Here is an 18364-nt window from a genome sequence, read left to right on the forward strand (position 1 = left end):
CCCCCGTAGAACAGCCCCTCCGCGCCGCCGGTCATCGAGGCGGTCGCGAACAGGCCGATGAGCAGGGTGCCGACGATGCCGCCGGCGAAGTGCACCCCGACGACGTCCAGCGAGTCGTCGTAGCCGAAGCGGAACTTCCACGCGACGGCGTACGAGCAGACGACGCCCGCCGCCAGCCCGACCGCGGCGCCGCCCAGGATGCCGACCGTGCCGCAGGCCGGCGTGATCGCGACCAGTCCGGCGACCGCGCCCGAGGCCGCACCGAAGGTGGTGGGGTGGCCGTCGCGCCGCTGCTCGACGAAGAGCCAGCCCAGCAGTCCGGTGCAGCCGGCGACGAGCGTGTTGAGCATCGAGGCCGCCGCCAGGCCGTTCGCGGCGAGCGCGGAACCGCCGTTGAAGCCGAGCCAGCCGAACCAGAGGAGGCCCGCGCCCAGCATCACCATCGGCAGGTTGTGCGGGCGCATCGCGTCCTTCCGGAACCCGATGCGCGGCCCCACCACCAGTGCCAGCGCCAGACCGGAGGAGCCGGAGGCGATCTCCACGACGAGCCCGCCCGCGAAGTCCAGCGCCCCCAGCGAGTCCTTGATCCAGCCGCCGGGCCCCCAGACCCAGTGCGCGACGGGCGCGTATACGAGCAGCGTCCACACCGGTACGAAGACGAGCCAGGCCGCGAACTTCGTACGGTCCGCCACCGCGCCGCTGATCAGCGCCGCCGTGATGATCGCGAAGGTCAGCTGGAATGTGGTGAACAGCAGGGTGGGCACCCCACCGGTCAGGGCGTCCGGGCCGATGTCCGCGAGGCCCAGGTGCTCCAGGTTCCCCAGGAGTCCGCCGAACGCGTCGTCGCCGAAGACCAGCGAATAGCCCGCGACCAGCCAGACCACGGTGACCAGCGCGATCGACACGAAGCTCATCATCAGCATGTTGAGGACGCTCTTCGTGCGGACCATGCCGCCGTAGAACAGCGCCAGCCCGGGGGTCATCAGCAGGACGAGAGCGGTGGCGGCGAGCAGCCAGGCGGTGTCGCCGGTGTCCAGGCCGGCCGCGGCCACGGTCACAGGGGTCACGGGGAAGTCCCTCCTCGGGGCGGGGAGCGGTGGGAGCGACTGCGAGCGTGACCGGCTCGCGTTTCGGCGAGAGACCCCGTGTGTTTCCGCCGTATTTCATTGCCCGGGTGTTGCCGAGATCTCACGGGGCGGCGAGGGGCGCGGGGCCCTCCCTCGGCGCGGGGCCCTCTCTCGGCGCGGGGCCCTCCTGAGGTGCGGGGCTGCCCGTCCTCAGCAGCCGCCGCCCGTGAAGCGGGCGAGCCCGTACGCCGAGTCCAGCCGGTACGTCCCCGCCTTCCGCACGGTCAGCCGCGTCCACGCGCCGTCCTGCCGCAGACAGGCCCCGGCGGGCCCGTGCACGCGGAGCCAGGGGGAGTGGGCGAGGCGTACGGTCACCGAGCCCGCGCGCTCCATGCGCAGGGTCAGGTCCGCGTCGCTGCCCCCGGTGACCGTGGCGGGCGGGGGTGCGAGCGGGGTGGCGTCCCGGACCCGGTAGACCGTCCAGCCGCCGTCCTCCCACACCTTCTCCAGCCAGGGCAGCCCGCCCCTGACCAGCGCCGCTTCGGCCTCGGCGGGCACGTCGGGCCGGCCGTGGTGCAGGACGACGAGGCCCACGGCCCAGCGGTCGAGCCAGGCGCGGTAGCGGTCCGGGGTGAGCCCGCCCTCGTAGAACAGCCGGCCGCGCTCGACGTCGAGCTGGCGGTTCCAGCCCCGGGCCATGTTCACGTGCGGGGCGAGGAGGGCGGCCTCCCGGTGGTTGCGCGCCGGGACGACCTCCACGCGGACCCGGTCGGCGCCCAGCCGGTCGAGCGCGGTGACGACGCCCCCGGTGCGCGAGGCCCAGGCCGGCACGGTGGTGGTGACGCGCAGGTCGTCCAGGGTCCTGTCGACGAGCCACAGCCCGCAGAGCACGAGGGCGGCGGCCAGCACCCCCGTACGCACCCACGCCCTGGCCCGGCCCGTGTCGAGGACGGCGGCGCACAGCACCGGTACGGCGAGGAGTCCGAGGAGCCGTTCGACGTTCGTGCCGATGGGGGACGGTACAAGGAACGTGAGCAGCACGCCGACGGCGTACACGACGGCCCCGTGACGCGTGACCCGCCACTCCCGCGCCCGGGGCGCCGCGAGCGCGAGGACCACGCAGACGAGGACCGGCATCCAGACCTGTGAGGCGTGGATGGGCTGTTCGCCGCGGATCGGGAACAGCAGCGTGGTGGCCCCGACGACCGCGAAGAACGGCACCGCCAGCACGGCCCCGGTGCGCCATCGCCGGTCGAGGAGGTACGCCGCGCCCGCCACGACCAGGAACAGCCCGGCCACCGGGCTTGCCATGGTGGCCAGAGCCCCCGCCACTACGGCCACGACGGCCCGGCCGGCGTACCGGCAGGCGACGAGCCCGATGGCGACGCCGAGCGCGAAGGTCGTACGCCCCGAAGCGACGTTGCACCACAGGGCGAACGCGGCGAGCAGCGCGGGCGCGAGCGGGTGGCGCATGCCCGTACGCACGAGGAGACGGGCCATCAGCCAGGTCGCGGCGAGCCCGGAGAGGACGGAGACCGTCCGGACGCCGACGAGGGCCATCACGTACGAGGAGAGGACGCTGTAGCCGGCGGTGTGCGTCCCGCCGTACCAGGAGAGGTTGTACGCCGATCCCGGGTGCCGCGCGGTGAACCCGGCCCAGGCCAGCTGCGCGGCGAGGTCACCGCCGCCGGTGGCCAGGACGGCGGCCCACACGGCGTACAGCGGCAGCACGGTGGCGACGGAGACCAGTGGTACACGGTGGACCCGCCACCACGACGGCCGCCGCTTCGGCTCCCGTTCGGGGACGTCCGCGTCCGCCCGTACCCCCAGATCGACCACCATCCGCCACACCCTAGGACAGGCCCCGGGGGCTCCACGGAACCGGCGGACCGGGAGCAAGGGACACAACACGGCGTGTCCGCAGGGTCGCTGTGCCATCTTTCGATCAAGACGTGAAGATCACCCGGCGGTTGACGCCCGGCTGTTGACGGACGAATGGATGGCACGACATGACCAGCGAGAGCCCCAGGCTGTACGAACTGCTCGACGACCGGTTCCGCTCGGGCCGTTGCATGAACGGCGACGAGGCCCTGGAGGTGCTGTACACCGGGTGCCGCTGGGCGGAGGGCCCGGTGTACGTGCCGGCCTGGCGGCAGGTGATCTGGAGCGACATCCCCAACGACCGGATGCTGCGCTGGGACGAGGAGACCGAGGCCGTCGGTGTCTTCCGCCGCACGGCGGGCCACCCGAACGGCAACACCCTCGACCGGCAGGGCCGCCTGATCACCTGCGAGCAGGGCAACCGGCGGGTGACGCGGACCGAGCACGACGGCACGGTCACGGTCCTGGCGGACCGCTGGCACGCCAAGCGGCTGAACAGCCCGAACGACGCGACGGTGAAGTCGGACGGCTCGATCTGGTTCTCCGACCCGGACTTCGGCATCACCAGCGACTACGAGGGCTACCGCGCCGAGAGCGAGATCGGCGCCAACAACGTCTACCGGATCGACCCCGGCACCGGGGAGGTGCGGCTCGTCGCGGACGGCTTCGGCGCGCCGAACGGCCTGGTCTTCTCGGCCGACGAGCAGCGGCTGTACGTCTCCGACACCCGGGCGGGCCTCATCCGCGTCTTCGGCGTACGGGACGACGGCACGCTCTCGGACGGCGAGGTCTTCGCCGAGGCCGGTGCCCGTCTGGGCGCCCGGTTCGACAACCTGCGTTTCGACGACGGCGGCCGGCTGTGGGCCGCCGCGATGAACGACGGGGTCCACTGCTACGACCCCGACGGCACGCTCATCGGCCGGCTCAACGTGCCGGAGGCGGTGGCGAACATCTCCTGGGGCGGCGCGAAGCGCAACCGCCTCTTCATCACGGCGGAGACGAGCCTCTACTCGGTGGTCATGGGCGTCACGGGCACCCACCCGACGGGGCCGGGCCACCGTCCCTGGCTCGGCCGGTAGAGGGCTCCACGACGCTCCGAAACTTTCGCAATGGGTGGTGCGTGATCGCGTGGCGTTGGCTGCCTTCGCGTGAATTCGGGCAGGGCTACTGACGAGGAGGTCGCCGCTGAGCTGGTTGATTGTCCAAATGCCTTGCTGTGTAAGGCATTCGACAGTTTCGCAACTCTTGCCGAAACTGTTGACACCCCTTGGGGTCGGTCCAACACTGAGCGCCGTCGGCAGCCCTCGCCGACGACGCCCCGCTCATGAGGACGAGGAGGAGCTCCCCGTGTACGCAACCCCCGCACATCCCACGAGCCACCCGCGAGGCCGCACCGGACCGATAGACGGCCTCAGGCTGTTCATCCGCAGTGCCTTCGCCCTGGTGATGGCGGCCGTCGCGGCGATCGCCCTGCCCGGCACCGCCACCGCCGACACCACCGTCACCTCCAACCAGACGGGCACCAACAACGGCTACTACTACTCGTTCTGGACCGACAGTCCCGGCACCGTCTCGATGAACCTCGGTTCCGGCGGCAGCTACGGAACCTCCTGGAGCAACACCGGGAACTTCGTCGCCGGCAAGGGCTGGAGCACCGGCGGACGCCGCAGCGTGACCTACTCCGGCTCCTTCAATCCGTCGGGCAACGCCTATCTGGCCCTCTACGGCTGGTCGCAGAACCCGCTCGTCGAGTACTACATCGTCGACAACTGGGGCACCTACCGGCCCACCGGCACCTTCAAGGGCACCGTCACCAGTGACGGCGGGACGTACGACATCTACGAGACGACCCGGACCAACGCCCCCTCGATCGAGGGCAACAAGACCTTCCAGCAGTACTGGAGCGTCCGCCAGTCCAAGCGCACCGGAGGCACCATCACCACCGGCAACCACTTCGACGCCTGGGCCCAGCACGGGATGAACCTCGGCAGCTTCAACTACATGATCATGGCCACCGAGGGCTACCAGAGCAGCGGCAGCTCCAGCATCACGCTGGGCGGCACATCCGGCGGCGGCGACAACGGGGGCGGCACCGGCGGCGGCAGCAACGGCTGCACCGCGACCCTCTCCGCGGGCCAGCAGTGGAGCGACCGCTACAACCTGAACGTCGCGGTCTCCGGCTCCAGCAACTGGACCGTGACCATGAACGTGCCCTCCCCGGAGAAGGTCCTCTCCACCTGGAACACCAGCGCCAGTTATCCCAGCGCCCAGGTGCTGACCGCCAAACCCAACGGCAGCGGCAACACCTTCGGCGTCACCATCCAGAGCAACGGAACCTGGACCTGGCCGACGGTGTCCTGCAGCACGGCCTGACCCGGCGGGTGCCCCGGGCGGCGGCGGCCGCCCGGGGCACCCGCGCGGCTCCCGGGCGGATGCGGGTCAGAGGATCGGAGGCCGGCCCAGGCGGGTCATCCGCCACACGGTCCGCCAGCGCATCGGCGCACGCTCTCCGGCCGGTGTCCTGACCCCCTCGGCGAAGCCGCCCCACCACGCCTTGAGACCGGTCAGCGAACGCATCCGCAGCATGGCCAGCGCGATCCACACCCCGAGGTAGACCGGGATCAGCGGGACGGGAAGCCTCCTGCGCGCGAGCCACACCCGGTTCCGCGCGGTGAACCGGTAGTAGACCGCGTGCCGGGCCGGAGACGTCCTCGGGTGCTGGAGCACGAGCGTCGGCACGTAACGGATCTCCCACCCGCCGTCCAGCGCCCGCCACGCGAGGTCGGACTCCTCGTGGCCGAAGAAGAACTCCCCGGGCCACAGGCCGATCTGCCGCAGCATGGGCATCGAGAAGGCGTGGCCGCCGCCGAGGAACGCGGTCACCGGCCCCCCGCGCATCGGATCGCCCGCCCGCAGCCTGGGCACCCACCGCCGTTCGGTCCGCCCGTGCTCGTCGGCGACCCGGAACCCGATGATCCCGAGCCTCGGGTCCTGCGCGAAGTGCCGCCGCACCTCACGGAACACGTCCGTCGCGATGAGCAGCCCGTCGTCGTCCAACTCGACGACGACATCGACCTCGTCCGCGTCGCGCAGCAGCTCCAGCCCCACGTTGCGCCCCCCGGGGCACCCCAGGTTCTCGGTGAGCGGCACCTTGGTCACGACGGTGGCGCCGGAGGTGCCCGCCGCGCTCAGCACATCGGTCGAAACGTCGTCGAGCGAGGTCGCGTTGCCCACGATCACCACCCGCGCGGCCGGCACGTCCTGCTTCGCCACGGACGCGAGCAGCGCCTCCAGCTCCCGGGGGCGCGTCCCCATGGTCACGATGACGACCCCGATACGCGGCGACAAGGGCATGGTGGCTCACTCCACTGATCGACGAGGCCCCGATGCTAGGCCCTGTCCGGCGCCGTACTCACCGGACCGGCCCACGTCGGGCCGGTCCCGCCCCGCTCAGGTCGCCGCTCGGGTCGCCGTTCATGCCGCCGCTCCGCTGTCGACGACCAGGTCCGTGCCGACCACCGCGCCGGCCGCCGGCGAGGCGAGGTACAGCACCGCGGCCGCCACCTCCTCGGCCCTCGCGAGCCTGCCGAGCGGGTTCTGCGACTTCACCCGCTCCGCCCGCTCGGCCTCGGTCTCACCCGGGTGGAGGGACATGGGCGCGTCGGAGGCACCCGGGCTGACCGCGTTGACGCGGATGCCCTCGTGGATGTGATCGAGGGCGGCGGCTCGGGTCAGCGCGGAGACGGCCGCCTTCGAGGTGATGTAGGCGGCGGCGTGCGGTATCCGCAGGTGGGCGCCGAGGTTGGAGGCGATGTTGACGATGACCCCGCCGCCATTGCCCCTCATATGCGCTATCTCGTGCTTCATCGCCAGCCAGACACCGGTGACATTGGTCCGCAGCACCGCATCCCAGTCCTCCTCGCTCACGTCCGCCACCGGGCCGGAACCCCGCAGTATTCCGGCGTTGTTGACCGCGACATGGAGACCGCCGAAGCGGGCCACGCTCTCCTGGACGAGATGGCGGACCTGGTCCGAGTCGGTGACATCGGCGACCACGGCGGCGGCGGTGCCTCCGGCCGTCTCGATGAGGCGCACCGTCTCGTCGAGGGACGCCCGGGTGCGCCCCGCGACCACCACGGACGCGCCTTCGGCGGCGAAGGCCAGCGCGGTGGCGCGGCCCAGACCGGAGCCGGCACCTGTGACGAGGGCGGTCCTGTCGATGAAGCGGTTCACTTCCACAACTCCTCTGTAGGAACGAGCGCTGAATCTTTATACTGGACCGAACGTTCCAGTATGGCGACGTGCGAAGTTGCTCACCTCGGGCCCGAGGCGGCGGGTCGTTCGGTCCTGTCGGGGTGGGTCAGTCCAGCAGGCTCAGGGCCTGCTCGGTGGCGTCCCGTACGCGGGCCGGATCGCTGGACGCCTTGCCGACGACCCGCACGCCCTGGAGCAGGACGAGCAGCAGGCGGGCCAGTGCGCGGGGATCGCGATCCTCCGGCAACTCGCCCTGGGCCTGGGCCCGTATGAGCGCGGAGTGCAGCGGAGTTTCGAGATGCTGCCAGCTGATCTCGACCCGGCGGGCCGCTGCCGTGTCGTGCGGTGCCAGCTCGGAAGCGGTGTTGGTGATGAGGCACCCGTGCAGCCGCCCCTCCAGGGAGGTGGCCTCTTCCGAGAAGCGGCGCACCACGGCCCGGACGGCGGGCAGAGCCGGCCCCGGCTGGGACAGCTCCGCGAGAAGGAGCGGATCGCGCCCCTCCGCGTAACGGTCCATGGCCTTCAGGAACAGCTCGTGCTTGTTCCCGAAGGTGGCGTAGATGCTGGCCCGTCCGATGCCGAGATGCTCGACGAGGTCGGCCATCGACGTCGCTTCGTAGCCGCGCTGCCAGAACAGTTCTAGGGCTGCCTGCAGTGCGGCCTCCGGATCGAATTCCTTGGTCCTGGCCACATCCAAGAGCGTAGGCCAAATTGGAACGATCGGTCAATTACCTCGTTCGAGTGATCACCGGTCTGGTCCCATGGGCGGAGGGGCCGTCAGCCGGTGGAGAGCTTGCTGACCAGGTCGATCCAGGTCTGCGCCTCGGCCCCGAAGTCGACGCTGCCGACGTCGTGGTGCGCGGCGACCCAGCTGGCGGCCGGCGGCTTGTCCTCCCAGTCGTCCTGGGCGGGGGCGGCCCTGCGCAGGTAGATCTCGCATCCGACGCGGTTGGTGACGAAGCTCAGCTCCAACTGCGGCGGCCGGCCGGCCGTGCCGAGCCGGTCGGCGAGCAGGAAGGTCTGCGTCAGGTACAGCCCGTACTCCACCGTGGGGATGCGCTCATCCGTGACGTCGCAGGCGTCGCACAGGTATCCCTCGGCGGCGAAGGCGTCGAGGACCGCCTCGTGCAGAGGTAGCGCGGCGACATGGACGAGATCGTTGTCGCTCACCGCCTCGGCATCCTCGATCTGCACTTTCGTGCTGAGTCCGAGAACCGCGCCGACGGCCTGCCCCGACACCTCGGTCACCGGGGTGTCCCAAGGCAGCCTGTGCTCGAAGGGGACACGGCGCTCCTCGCCCTTGGCGAGCTTGAAATAGGCGGACGTGCTGGGCCAGCAGATCGTCTCCGTCGTCCCGGCGCCCTCATAGGACGGTGTGACCTTGGCGAACAACTCCAGCTCGACGCCGCCCAGATCGACCTCCCGGTCGAGCGCACGCAGAAGGACTTCGCCCTGAAGCACCTCGCCGGGCCGTACGAATCCGGCCGCCACCTGGGTGTCGACCTCCAGCGGCACGGTGCCGCCCCCACCTATGCGCCGCAGGCGCTTGAACACCATGCCGATAGGCTAAACGGTCGTTCTGATCATGACTAGATACGAATTACGCGCGTATGCAGCCCTGATGAGTCGGCATCAGCTTTGCTCCACGCCTCTTCAGCGAGGCGGCCCGCGAGGTCGGTTCGGCCGGACAGGCCTTCCCGTCGGTCCGTGCGGCAGCAGGCTCTGCGCGGCCTCCCGCAGGGATCAGGCGTGCTGTTGTGCATGGCCGGGAGGCCACGGCGCGTCCTCGCCGGCCGCGTCAGTCCCCGCCGCCGTCCCCACCGTCGCCGTTTCCGCCGAAGACCCAGTCCAGGGGGTTCCAGCCGGTGCCCTCGGCGATCGGCTCGGCTCCGCCACGGGGGCGCGGGGCCGGGCCCCGGGCCTCGCGCACCAGGTCGCGTACGACCCGGGCTACCGGGTCCCGGCCGGCAAAGAGCGTCAACTCATCGCGCTCCCCGGACTGATCGGCCCCGGGCAGTACCTGTCCGGCGAGACCCGTCGCGCCGACGAGCGCGGCCAGCAGCCGGGCGCGCTCGTCCACGGAGGCGCCCTGCGCCACGGCGGTCACCCGCTCGCGCGCGGGTGCGGTGCGGTCGTCGGGGCCCACGGGGTGGCGCCGCTGCGCGATGACCCCCAGGGTCCGTGTGCGCTCCGCGCGCAGCGCCCCGCGTGCGACGAGCCGGTCGCGCCACAGCTCGTCGCTCCTGCCCGCGGTCGTCTTCAGCCCCGCGGTGTCGCGCACCCAACGCGGCAGCTTCTGCCCCTTGCGCCGTCCGGCGAGCCGTGTCAGCGCCGCGTCGAGCGCGGTGTCACCGAGCGGCGGTCCGCCGGCCCCCGTGATCCGGCCGTCCCGCACGGCGGCCCGGCCCGCGAGCAGCAACTCGGCGGCCAGCGCCCCCGCGAGACCCAGGCGCAGCAGGTGGGGCCGGCACAAGGGCCGCCCCTCGGCCGGATCGTAGGCGAGCAGCAGCAGTTCCTCGGGAAGGGTGTAGTGCTGCACGAACACGACGGCGCGGCCTCCCTTGAGCGCAACGGACGAGGGCCCATGCTCGCACGCGCCCGCGAAGGCCGTCATCGTGAGCGACTACGGCCCCGCCGGAAAGAGGCCGGGCGCGACGTCAGACGACAACCGGACTGCGCCGCTCGACCAGCACCACGTCCCGCCAGCGGCCGTGCTGGAGGCCGACACGCTCGCGGATGCCGATCACCCGGAAGCCGGCCCGCTCGTGCACGGCGAGGCTCGCGGTGTTCTCCGGGAAGATCCCGGACTGGATGGTCCAGATCCCCGCCGCCTCGGTGGAGCCGATGAGCGCCTTGAGCAGGACGGACGCGACGCCCCGGCCGTGGGCGCCCGGACGAACGTAGACGGAGTGCTCGACCACTCCGGCGTACGCGCGCCGCCGGGAGACCCGCGCGGCTGCCACCCAGCCGAGGACCCGCCCGGCCTCGTCGACGGCGGCGAAGCGGTGCTCGGGCAGTTTGGCGGCGTCGAACTCCGCCCAGGTGGGCGCGGCGGTCTCGAACGTGGCGTTCCCCTCGTCGATGCCGGCCCGGTAGATCGCGATCACCTCATCGGCGTGCCCGGCGGTCAGCGGTACGACGAGGACGGAGTCGTTCACGCGTCGGCGGCCGTGGTCCCGTAACCGGCCGACCGCAGGGCACCCAGCGCCTCGTCGCGGCGCCGTTCCGGTACGAGCACCAGGTCGGCGTGGTACGTCGAAGCGGTGAACACCGGAATCGCGGCGCGGGCCAGCGGCGTGAGAACGGCGGCGAGCAGCCCCGGCTCGTCGAGTCCGTGGTCCGGGTCGCCGTCGTACAGCGCGATCCAGCGATCGGCCGGAGGAACCGAGCCGCCCGCGGCCCGGATCACCGTCAGGCCCTCCGGCGCCCGCACCACGGCGAGCCAGTCGTCATCACGCGGTTCCCGCAGTTCCGGGTGGTGTTCGAGGGCCAGGGCCGCGTCCAGTACGCGCAGCCGACGCGTGGGACGGGCCGGGCGCGGAGCCAGGTCGAGGGTGAAGGCCACGCGGTCGAGGCCGGGGCCGTCGTAGTCCGGCAGGGCGGGCGCGGCCGTGAAGCCGAGCCGGGTGTGGAAGGCCTGGGACGCGGTGTTCTCCGGGCTGGTGATGCAGTGCACGTACCGCCGGCCGTGCGCGCGGGCGAGCGTGAAGAAGGCGCGGTAGAGGGCGCTCCCGATCCCCTGTCCGTGCAGCGCCGGGTCGACGCCGACGAAGTGCACGTAGGCGACGTCCGGCTCGGACGGTGACAGGAAGCCGACGAGGAACGCGGCGGGATTCCCGTCGGGATCCTCGACCAGGAAGCTGGTTCCGGTGAAGTGCTGGAAGTACAGACGGGGGAGCAGCAGCGCGCGCTCGAGCGCCCCCGCCTCACCCTTGAGCCCGCCCCACCACGTGTTCAGCACGGCCTGCACGCGCCGGTGATCCTCGGCGGTGGGGTGTCGCGCGGTCAGCCCGGCGGGCAGGTCGTTGATCACGCGGGCAGTGTAGGGGCAGCGCCCGGCGCCGGTCGCCCGGACCGCGCGTTGCGGTCCGGGCCCCGCGCCGTGTGCCGCCGCGTCGCGGAGGCGGCGGGTCAGCTCTGTGCGGCGTCGTCGCCCGGCTGCTCCGAGCCCTCGGCCAGGCCCGCCCTCTCCCGCATCTTGCGCACCAGCTCCGCCTTTCGGTCGGCGGCGCCCTTGCGGTCGAGGTTGCGGTGCGGGCCGTTGTTCTGCCGTTCGGCGCGCGACAGCCTCTTGCGCTGGCCGCCGCCCATGCCCACGGGGTTGTTGATGTTCTTGCTCACGGTCATGAGGTCTCCCGAAGGGGTCTGAGGTGGTTCACGGATTCATCGGTGGGGAACAGGCACCGCGACGCCAGTGGCCGCGCTTGCACATTTCGTACGGAGCACCGGATCCGTGGAACCCGGCGCACACTCACGGACAGCCGGGCCGTCGGCGTACCTGTGGCCGGCACATGAATGGCGCACTTCAAAGATTGTGGACCACGCGGGGCTCCCGGGCGGCACGGGAGCCCAGGGCTCAGAGGAACAGGCGACGGGAAGCCGCCGCGTACTCCGTCATCGCGGGGGTCGCCCGCAGTGGTGCGCGGACGGTCAGTCGGCCGCACTGTGCGTACCGAGGGGGGAGCGGTGCCGGTCCACGATCCCCTCGACAGCTTTCATCAGGCGGTCTCCCGTCTGATCGATGCTTCCGTTCTGTGTGCTGACCTGGGCCCCTTCGAGTGCGAAGGTGATCTCGGCCGCGGCCTGTCCGGGGTCGCGCATCTGCGCTTCGGTGCACATGCCGATCAGCCTGCGGCTCTGGCGGGCCTTGTGGTCCTCGATCACTTGCCGTGCCGGATGAAGGCGGTCGGGAAGCTCGGCGAGGGAGTTGATGAACGGGCAACCCCTGTATGAGATCGCCGACAGCCCTTCGGCGATGAATCGGGCCAGGCCGAGAATCTGTTCCTCGGGCCGGTCGGGATATTCGGCTTCCACCCGGTCGAAGGCCGCCTGATAGTCCGCAGCGACGATCCGCAGCCACTCCGCGACCAGCGCGTCCTTGGTCTCGAAGTGCCGGTAGATCGCCATTTTGGTGGTCTCGGCCTTGTCGGCGATCGCCTGGACCCCCACCAGCCGGATCCCTTCTCGCTGGAAGAGCTCTTCGGCGGCGTCGAGAATGCGCTCGCGAGGCGGCAGCTTCGCCACTCTGCTCGGCCTGCTGAGGGTCGATGCCATGACTACTCCGGTCGATCGTGCGGTTCACACCCTCGCCACGGTACCAGTCGGACCCACACGATACCGTTGAGTATCGTTCAGCACTCAACGGTATCTTCTTGGTGGGGAGTGACAGTGAAAGCTTCTGAGTACGTGAGTTTCGACGCGGTCGGGCTGGCGGAGCTGGTGGCCGCGGGTGAGGTACTCCCCGCCGAGTTGGAGGCAGCCGCACGCCAAGCTGTGCAGGCGGTCGATCCGCAGATCAACGCCGTCGTGGAGACCTGGCAGACCGACGACGAACCTGCCCCTGGCAGCACACCACTGGCCGGCGTCCCCTTTCTGATCAAAGACATCGCGGTGGCCATGGCCGGGAGGCGGATGGAGCTGGGAAGCCGCCTGGCGGCCGGTAACGTCGTCGGCGCCGACTCCTCGCTGATGCAGCGCTTCCGGCGCGCGGGCCTTGTGACGTTCGGGCGCACCGCGACACCGGAGATGGCTTATGGCATCTCGACGGAATCTGCGTTGTACGGCGTGACCCGTAACCCGTGGGATGTGGAGCGCAGTGCAGGAGGGTCCAGTGGAGGCGCTGCCGCCGCTGTCGCTGCGGGGGTGGTTCCGGCTGCCCATGGCACCGATGCCGCCGGATCGCTCCGTATCCCCGCCGCCTACAACGGCCTCTTCGGGATCAAGCCGACCCGTGGCCGGGTGTCCATGGGGCCCGACGTCGACGAGGTCTTCAGCGGCCTGGCCGTCCACGGCAGCGTCAGCCGCACCGTACGCGACAGTGCGGTACTGCTCGACCGGATGCGCGGCCCGGAATCGGGCGACCCCTACTTCGCCCCGCAGCCGTCACGGCCGTACGCGGAGGAAGTCACCCGTCATCCGGGCTCGTTGCGCATCGGTGTTCTCGCCCAGGCGTGGGGCGGCCACCGCACCACCGCACCGGTGACCGACGCCCTCTCCCGCACCGTGCGGTTGCTTGAATTCCTTGGTCATCAGGTAGCGGAGGTTGAGGTCGGCCTCGGCGTCGGCTGGGAGGAATTCGTCCTGGCCAACGCCCGACTCATGACGGTGAACCTCACCACTCTGGTCGACGGGCTGGCCGCCGCCTTCGGCCGTCCCATCGACTCCTCGACGCTTGAACCGGCGACCCTCGCCGGCTACCACTACGGGCATCGGGTCGCCGGCGCGCAATTCCACACCGCTCTCGCGATGCGGAACCGAGTCGCCCGAAGCCTGGCGCGGTACTTCGACGCGTACGACATCCTCCTCACGCCAACCCTGCCTGAGCCTCCCGTGTCTCTCGGCACGCACACGGCGCGTGCGGAGGCACTGGACGGCCTCGGCTGGATCGAGCGCATCCATGACCTGTCGCCGTTCACCATGCCGTTCAACGTGGCAGGCACACCCGCCATGTCCGTACCCGTGACGGCCGACGCCGGGACGGGGCTCCCGGTCGGCATGCAGTTCGCCGCCGGTTATGGCCTCGAAGGCCGGCTCTTCCGCCTCGCCGGACAACTCGAACAGGCAAGTCCGTGGTCAGGCCGAATCCCCACGGTTTGGGCAGGGAACCAGTCAGCCCGCTGAAGAATGCTCCCATCACGCCGCAGCGGGACATCGACGGATTGATCTGGGCTGCGGTGGCTGGTGGGCGCCGAGGGCACGCGTGAAGGGCGAAGGAAGGGCCATTCGCTACCCGGCGTGCCCAGGCGGCGAGTTGTGCAGTGCCGTACATGAGTGTCCCGAGGAGGGCACCGTACGTCGCCTTGGGTCGCGCAGAGGGCACGCGGCCCACACGGCGTCCAGGAAACGGCGAAACCCCCAGGCCGTTGACCTGAGGGTTTGCGGGAAGAGCGGGTGACGAGAATCGAACTCGCGCTCTGAGCTTGGGAATCAGCGGCTCCCAGGCTGTTGCAGGGGCTCTGACCTGCGATTTCCAATTGATCAGGTCGGCGGCTCCCCGTTTCTGGGATCCGTATCCAACCGCTGTTGTCCCCTCTGCTGGGCACGGGTAGGGCACGGGAGCCGGCAGTGCGCCGCGCGATCCGGGCGGGCCGGCTGGTCAGAGAGGGATGATGCGAACCTGGCTGCCGCAGAGCTTGGTCATGTCATCGCTGTCGGACGTCAACAGGGCGACGGGTTCCGGCTGGCGGAGTGCGACCTCGGCGACCGTGGCGTCGATGGCGTACTTGTGCCCGTGCAGCCCAGCTCCCTTGAGGAGCTCAGCCGCCGCTTTCGCCGCCTGTTCGGTCACGGGCTCCACCCTGACGCGGGACAGGGCCCAGTTCAGGCGAGGCATGTTGGTGCGGGAGTGGCTGACTTCCACGATGGTGTTGGCGCCGATCACCAGGTCGGCTCCCATGTCGTGGAAGACCTGAAGCATCGCGAGCAGCTTGCGATCCTGCGCAATCCAGGCGGAGAGACCTTCCGAGTCCAGGACGACGGTCTCGATGCGCTCGCTCACGCGGCGTCCGCGCCCGTGGAGGTGCCGGCGGAGCCGACGATCTTCGCGCGAGCCTCGGCGAGCTCTTCGTCGCTGAAGGCTCCGTGCTCCTCCTCATAGCGGCGGAGGTCGTCGCCCAGGAGTTGGTGCCGGATCTGGCGGGCTACGGCTTCCGCCACGTAGCCGGAGACGTTGTCCGTGAGCTTGCGGAGCTCCGCCACCTGATCACTGGGGAGCGTGACGGTGATGCGAGTCGTTGAGGACATGAGTCAAGCATACTGGAGTATGCGAGGATCGGCTTGAGTCAGGCCCTGCCTTGATGGTGGCGACCGCATGCGTCGGGTGTTGACAGAGCGGCCGCTCTCCGGCCGTCCACTGCGGGCAAGGATTTGGACCCACGCCGCTGAAGGGCAAGCGAAAGGACCCGGTCATCGACCAGGGCCCTGATCAAAGAGCGGGTGACGAGAAGCGAACTCGCGCTCTGAGCTTGGGAATCAGCGGTGCTTGGGCCGTTGAATTGGCTCTGAACTGTGCTTTTACATGGACCGGGACGCATGGCTATGAGCTATGGGGACCGCACCCGACTGTTGTTGTCTGCTCTGCTGGGCACGGATGGGGCACGGGGGTGGGCGGCGAGACGATCCAGGCGGAGAGCTCTTCCGAGTCCAGGACGACGGTCTCGATGCGCTCGCTCACGCGGTGCCCGCGCCCTTGGAGGCGTCTGCGGGATCGAAGATCTTCGCGCGGGCTGGCGGACTTGCCCTTGAGAGACCTCAACGCTCCACTGTGTGAGCTAGGTCACACGCTGGAGGACGATCATCTTGCCGCTCGTCGACGGTCATATGGGTGACGCCGTCGCAACGAGGAAGGCACGCCATGACCGGCACGTTCACCACATCTGGCCCTATCCACTCGGTAACCACCAGTCAGCGATCCACGGCGCGGTGGCTCACGACCAGTGGTGTGGTGGCAGGCCCACTGTTCCTTGCGGCCGGACTTGCCCAGGGACTCACGCGCGACGGCTTTGACTTCACCCGAAACGCGATCAGCCAACTCGCTCTGGGCGGGGCCGGCTGGGTTCAGACGCTGAGTTTCGTGTTCACCGGAGCGCTGCTGGTCGCCGGCGCGGCCGGGCTACGGCGGACTCTGCACAGAGGCCCCGCCGGGAGATGGGCACCGGCCTTGGTCGGCGTGTTCGGCCTCTCCTTCTGGGCGGCGGCCGCCTTCCCGGCCGACGCCGGTGCGGGCTTCCCCGCAGGTTCCCCGGACGCGACGGTGATGAGTGGGCACGGCGCGGTCCACATGGCTGCCGGAATGATCGGCTACCTCGCTCTGTGTGCGGCGCTCGTCGTTCTGGCTCGCCCGCTTGCCGCCCGGGGTCTTCACGGTTGGGCTGTGGCGTCGCGGCTCGTACCCGTGGCTGTCCTCGCCGGATTCATGGGCTCGGCCGCGTCGGTTCTTGCGTTCACTGCCGGTGCCGGCCTCGGCCTGCTGTGGCTGAGCGCGGTGATGGCGCGGCTGGCCGACGCTCCGGGCGACCACTAGCCAAACGCCGTTCTCACCGATTCCACCAAGGTGATCACAATCCGAAACGGAGCATCCATGACCGACAACGCCGTGAAGGGCCCTGCCAGCTACTTCCCGTCCATCGAGAAGAAGTACGGGCGTCCGATCGCCGAGTGGAAGGGGCTCATTCGTTCCTCACCGCTCACCAAGCACATGGAGCTGGTCGGCTGGCTCAAGTCCGAACACGGACTCGGCCATGGCCACGCAAATGCCCTCGTCGCCCACACACTCGCCGAGGACAGCGCCAAGTGATCAGGTCGGGGCGCCGAGGCATGCTTCACCGCTCAGGTATCCCGGCAGGCCGAACAGAGGAAAGAGGATCGCGATGTCACGGAATGCCGTGATGCTCGCGATGCGATCGCCGGAGAACTCGAGGACTTGGAGCGCCCAGGGCTCGTAACCGGTTCCGTCCATACGGGGCCGGTACTGGCCGAACGCGGGGGAGCCGTTCGCCACGGTCGGGACGAGTCGCGATCCGCGGCAGCCGACGGCCGGTCCGGTCAGCCACGACTTGATATCGGCCATTCCGTGCATCCACTTCGCGTACGGAGGAAGGGACAGAGTGGCGTCGACGTGGAGCAGCAATCCCAGCTCCTCCATGTCGTACCGGGAGAACGCCGTCGCGTACCGCTCGGCCAGGACCTGCTGCGTGCCACCGGGCGCCGGGAGGCCGAGTTCGTCGGCCCTGTCCCGGCGGTCGGCCAGAGTGGCGCGGGCTCGCTGCAAAGCACTGTTGGCGGAGGCGAGAGTGCAGCCGTGCAGGTCGGCGACCTCGCGGGCCGAGAAGCCGAGGACATCCCGCAGGAGCAACGTGGCCCGCTGCTTGGGCGGCAGGTGCTGGAGCGCGGCGACGAACGCCAGCCGTACCGACTCGCCGGTCATCGCGGAAGCCGCCGGATCGCCACCGGGCAGGGGGTCGATCCACAGCGCGCTGTCCGCCGGCATGCCTGGAGGTGCGGCGCCGTCCGAAGGCCCGGACAGGTCCATCGGCAGCGCCCGCCGCCTCCCGGCAGCCAGGGCGTCCAGACACACGTTGGTGGCGATTCGATACACCCATGAACGCAGGGACGACCTGCCCTCGAACTGCCCGGCGTTCTGCCAAGCCCGGACGAGGGTCTGCTGAGCGGCATCCTCGGCTTCTGCGTACGACCCCAGCATGCGATAGCAGTAGCGAACCAACTCGCCCCGGTACGCCTCAAGCTCCAGCACTATCGCCCGCGCCTTGTCACCCATGTCGCTCCCCCCGCTTCGGATGACGCGCGACCTCAACATGTGGCCAGGCGTGCCCATCCGGCCGGCACAACGATAGAGCTGCGGGCATGCGCGGCGGTCCTGAGGGCGGACAAAGAGCGGCCGCGAGTGCCGCAAAAAGGGGTCAGGTGGTGCGGAGGTGGTTGCAAGGCGCTCAGGAAGGGCTAGACAACGACGAACCCCCAGGTCGATGACCTGGGGGTTCATGGAAGAGCGGGTGACGAGAATCGAACTCGCGCTCTGAGCTTGGGAAGCTCATGTTCTACCATTAAACTACACCCGCGAAAATGTCAGCCGCTGTCTCCAGTGGTGCATCGTGACTCACCTTACCCCATCGCGATCCCGTCGCGCCGTCGTCCGTGGGCGAGGGGGTGAGGGGGCGGTGATGCGGGTGTCGGGCGCGGGAGTTGGGGGCGTAGCGTGGGTGTCGGAGTGCCGCGTGGAGTGGCGTCCTGTTCATCCCCTAATGTGGCGGTCTCGTCCACGGCTTGATGGGGAAGGGACTTGATGGACTCCATGGAGCGCACCGTCGTCCGCTGTGCCGAAGGGCACGTTTTCGCTACCACCTCGTTTCCGATGCAGCAGCTCGGGGCAGGGCGGATCGGGCCCGGGAGGCTCATCCGGTGTCCCCGGTGCGCTCGGTTGCGGC

At 70.1% G+C, this 18364-nt stretch carries 19 protein-coding genes and 1 tRNA gene; 5 read left to right on the forward strand and 15 right to left on the reverse strand.

Annotated elements, in window-relative coordinates:
* Positions 1–1067: ammonium transporter (locus EAO73_RS04240; RefSeq protein ID WP_147971376.1), on the reverse strand; the 1067-nt coding region annotated here is incomplete at its 3' end.
* 210 nt (positions 1068–1277) lie between these two features.
* Positions 1278–2909, reverse strand: a complete 1632-nt coding sequence (locus tag EAO73_RS04245) for a hypothetical protein (protein ID WP_224756177.1) — start codon at positions 2907–2909, stop codon at positions 1278–1280.
* A 167-nt stretch (positions 2910–3076) separates the two neighbouring features.
* Between EAO73_RS04245 and EAO73_RS04250 the strand changes: the two genes are divergently transcribed.
* Both EAO73_RS04250 and EAO73_RS04255 read left to right on the forward strand, forming a co-directional pair.
* Positions 3077–4027: an SMP-30/gluconolactonase/LRE family protein gene (locus EAO73_RS04250; RefSeq protein WP_147970158.1), complete on the forward strand. Its 951-nt coding sequence runs from the start codon at positions 3077–3079 to the stop codon at positions 4025–4027.
* Between the two features lie 367 nt (positions 4028–4394).
* Positions 4395–5321: a glycoside hydrolase family 11 protein gene (locus EAO73_RS04255; protein WP_191134003.1), complete on the forward strand. Its 927-nt coding sequence runs from the start codon at positions 4395–4397 to the stop codon at positions 5319–5321.
* A gap of 66 nt (positions 5322–5387) precedes the next feature.
* Here the strand turns inward: EAO73_RS04255 and EAO73_RS04260 are convergent, their stop codons facing one another.
* The 9 genes from EAO73_RS04260 to EAO73_RS04300 all read right to left on the reverse strand — a co-directional run bounded on the left by EAO73_RS04260 (position 5388) and on the right by EAO73_RS04300 (position 12476).
* Positions 5388–6302, reverse strand: coding sequence for a glycosyltransferase family 2 protein (locus EAO73_RS04260; RefSeq protein WP_147970159.1), 915 nt, complete (start codon positions 6300–6302; stop codon positions 5388–5390).
* Positions 6303–6422: 120 nt separating this feature from the next.
* Entirely contained in the window at positions 6423–7181 is a 759-nt protein-coding gene (locus EAO73_RS04265; RefSeq protein ID WP_147970160.1) for an SDR family NAD(P)-dependent oxidoreductase, read from the reverse strand.
* Between the two features lie 127 nt (positions 7182–7308).
* Positions 7309–7893: a TetR/AcrR family transcriptional regulator gene (locus tag EAO73_RS04270; RefSeq protein ID WP_147970161.1), complete on the reverse strand. Its 585-nt coding sequence runs from the start codon at positions 7891–7893 to the stop codon at positions 7309–7311.
* 86 nt (positions 7894–7979) lie between these two features.
* Positions 7980–8759: a sporulation protein gene (locus EAO73_RS04275; protein WP_147970162.1), complete on the reverse strand. Its 780-nt coding sequence runs from the start codon at positions 8757–8759 to the stop codon at positions 7980–7982.
* Between the two features lie 241 nt (positions 8760–9000).
* The gene (locus tag EAO73_RS04280; RefSeq protein WP_147970163.1) at positions 9001–9747 is read right to left on the reverse strand and encodes a GOLPH3/VPS74 family protein; all 747 of its coding nucleotides are present in this window, start codon (positions 9745–9747) and stop codon (positions 9001–9003) included.
* Positions 9748–9859: 112 nt separating this feature from the next.
* Positions 9860–10360 carry a GNAT family N-acetyltransferase gene (locus tag EAO73_RS04285; protein ID WP_147970164.1) on the reverse strand — a complete coding sequence of 167 codons (501 nt, stop codon included), beginning with the start codon at positions 10358–10360 and terminating at the stop codon, positions 9860–9862.
* Positions 10357–11235, reverse strand: a complete 879-nt coding sequence (locus EAO73_RS36340; RefSeq protein WP_224756178.1) for a GNAT family N-acetyltransferase — start codon at positions 11233–11235, stop codon at positions 10357–10359. The genes EAO73_RS04285 and EAO73_RS36340 overlap by 4 nt, the downstream gene beginning before the upstream one ends.
* A 98-nt stretch (positions 11236–11333) precedes the next feature.
* Positions 11334–11549 carry a DUF6243 family protein gene (locus EAO73_RS04295; protein WP_147970165.1) on the reverse strand — a complete coding sequence of 72 codons (216 nt, stop codon included), beginning with the start codon at positions 11547–11549 and terminating at the stop codon, positions 11334–11336.
* Positions 11550–11852: 303 nt separating this feature from the next.
* Complete coding sequence (locus EAO73_RS04300; RefSeq protein ID WP_147970166.1) at positions 11853–12476, reverse strand: TetR/AcrR family transcriptional regulator; 624 nt, start codon at positions 12474–12476, stop codon at positions 11853–11855.
* Positions 12477–12590: 114 nt separating this feature from the next.
* Here EAO73_RS04300 and EAO73_RS04305 point away from each other — a divergent pair, with 114 nt between their 5' ends.
* Positions 12591–14042: an amidase gene (locus EAO73_RS04305; protein WP_147970167.1), complete on the forward strand. Its 1452-nt coding sequence runs from the start codon at positions 12591–12593 to the stop codon at positions 14040–14042.
* A gap of 475 nt (positions 14043–14517) precedes the next feature.
* On the opposite strand, the gene EAO73_RS04310 is transcribed toward EAO73_RS04305, so the two are convergent.
* On the reverse strand, positions 14518–14919 hold the full coding sequence (locus tag EAO73_RS04310; RefSeq protein WP_147970168.1) for a PIN domain-containing protein: 402 nt from the start codon (positions 14917–14919) through the stop codon (positions 14518–14520).
* Positions 14916–15164, reverse strand: coding sequence for a type II toxin-antitoxin system CcdA family antitoxin (locus tag EAO73_RS04315; protein WP_147970169.1), 249 nt, complete (start codon positions 15162–15164; stop codon positions 14916–14918). The genes EAO73_RS04310 and EAO73_RS04315 overlap by 4 nt, the downstream gene beginning before the upstream one ends.
* Before the next feature lie 610 nt (positions 15165–15774).
* On the opposite strand from EAO73_RS04315, the gene EAO73_RS04320 reads away from it, so the two are divergent.
* Positions 15775–16443 carry a DUF998 domain-containing protein gene (locus EAO73_RS04320; protein ID WP_147970170.1) on the forward strand — a complete coding sequence of 223 codons (669 nt, stop codon included), beginning with the start codon at positions 15775–15777 and terminating at the stop codon, positions 16441–16443.
* 57 nt (positions 16444–16500) lie between these two features.
* The gene (locus EAO73_RS04325) at positions 16501–16716 is read left to right on the forward strand and encodes a DUF4287 domain-containing protein (RefSeq protein ID WP_018522248.1); all 216 of its coding nucleotides are present in this window, start codon (positions 16501–16503) and stop codon (positions 16714–16716) included.
* On the opposite strand, the gene EAO73_RS04330 is transcribed toward EAO73_RS04325, so the two are convergent.
* Both EAO73_RS04330 and EAO73_RS04335 read right to left on the reverse strand, forming a co-directional pair.
* The gene (locus tag EAO73_RS04330; protein WP_147970171.1) at positions 16717–17697 is read right to left on the reverse strand and encodes a sigma-70 family RNA polymerase sigma factor; all 981 of its coding nucleotides are present in this window, start codon (positions 17695–17697) and stop codon (positions 16717–16719) included.
* A gap of 230 nt (positions 17698–17927) precedes the next feature.
* Positions 17928–17998: transfer RNA gene (locus EAO73_RS04335), tRNA-Gly, on the reverse strand.
* Between the last annotated feature and the right edge of the window lie 366 nt (positions 17999–18364).

The organism is Streptomyces sp. col6, from assembly GCF_008042035.1.
Lineage (GTDB): Bacteria > Actinomycetota > Actinomycetes > Streptomycetales > Streptomycetaceae > Streptomyces.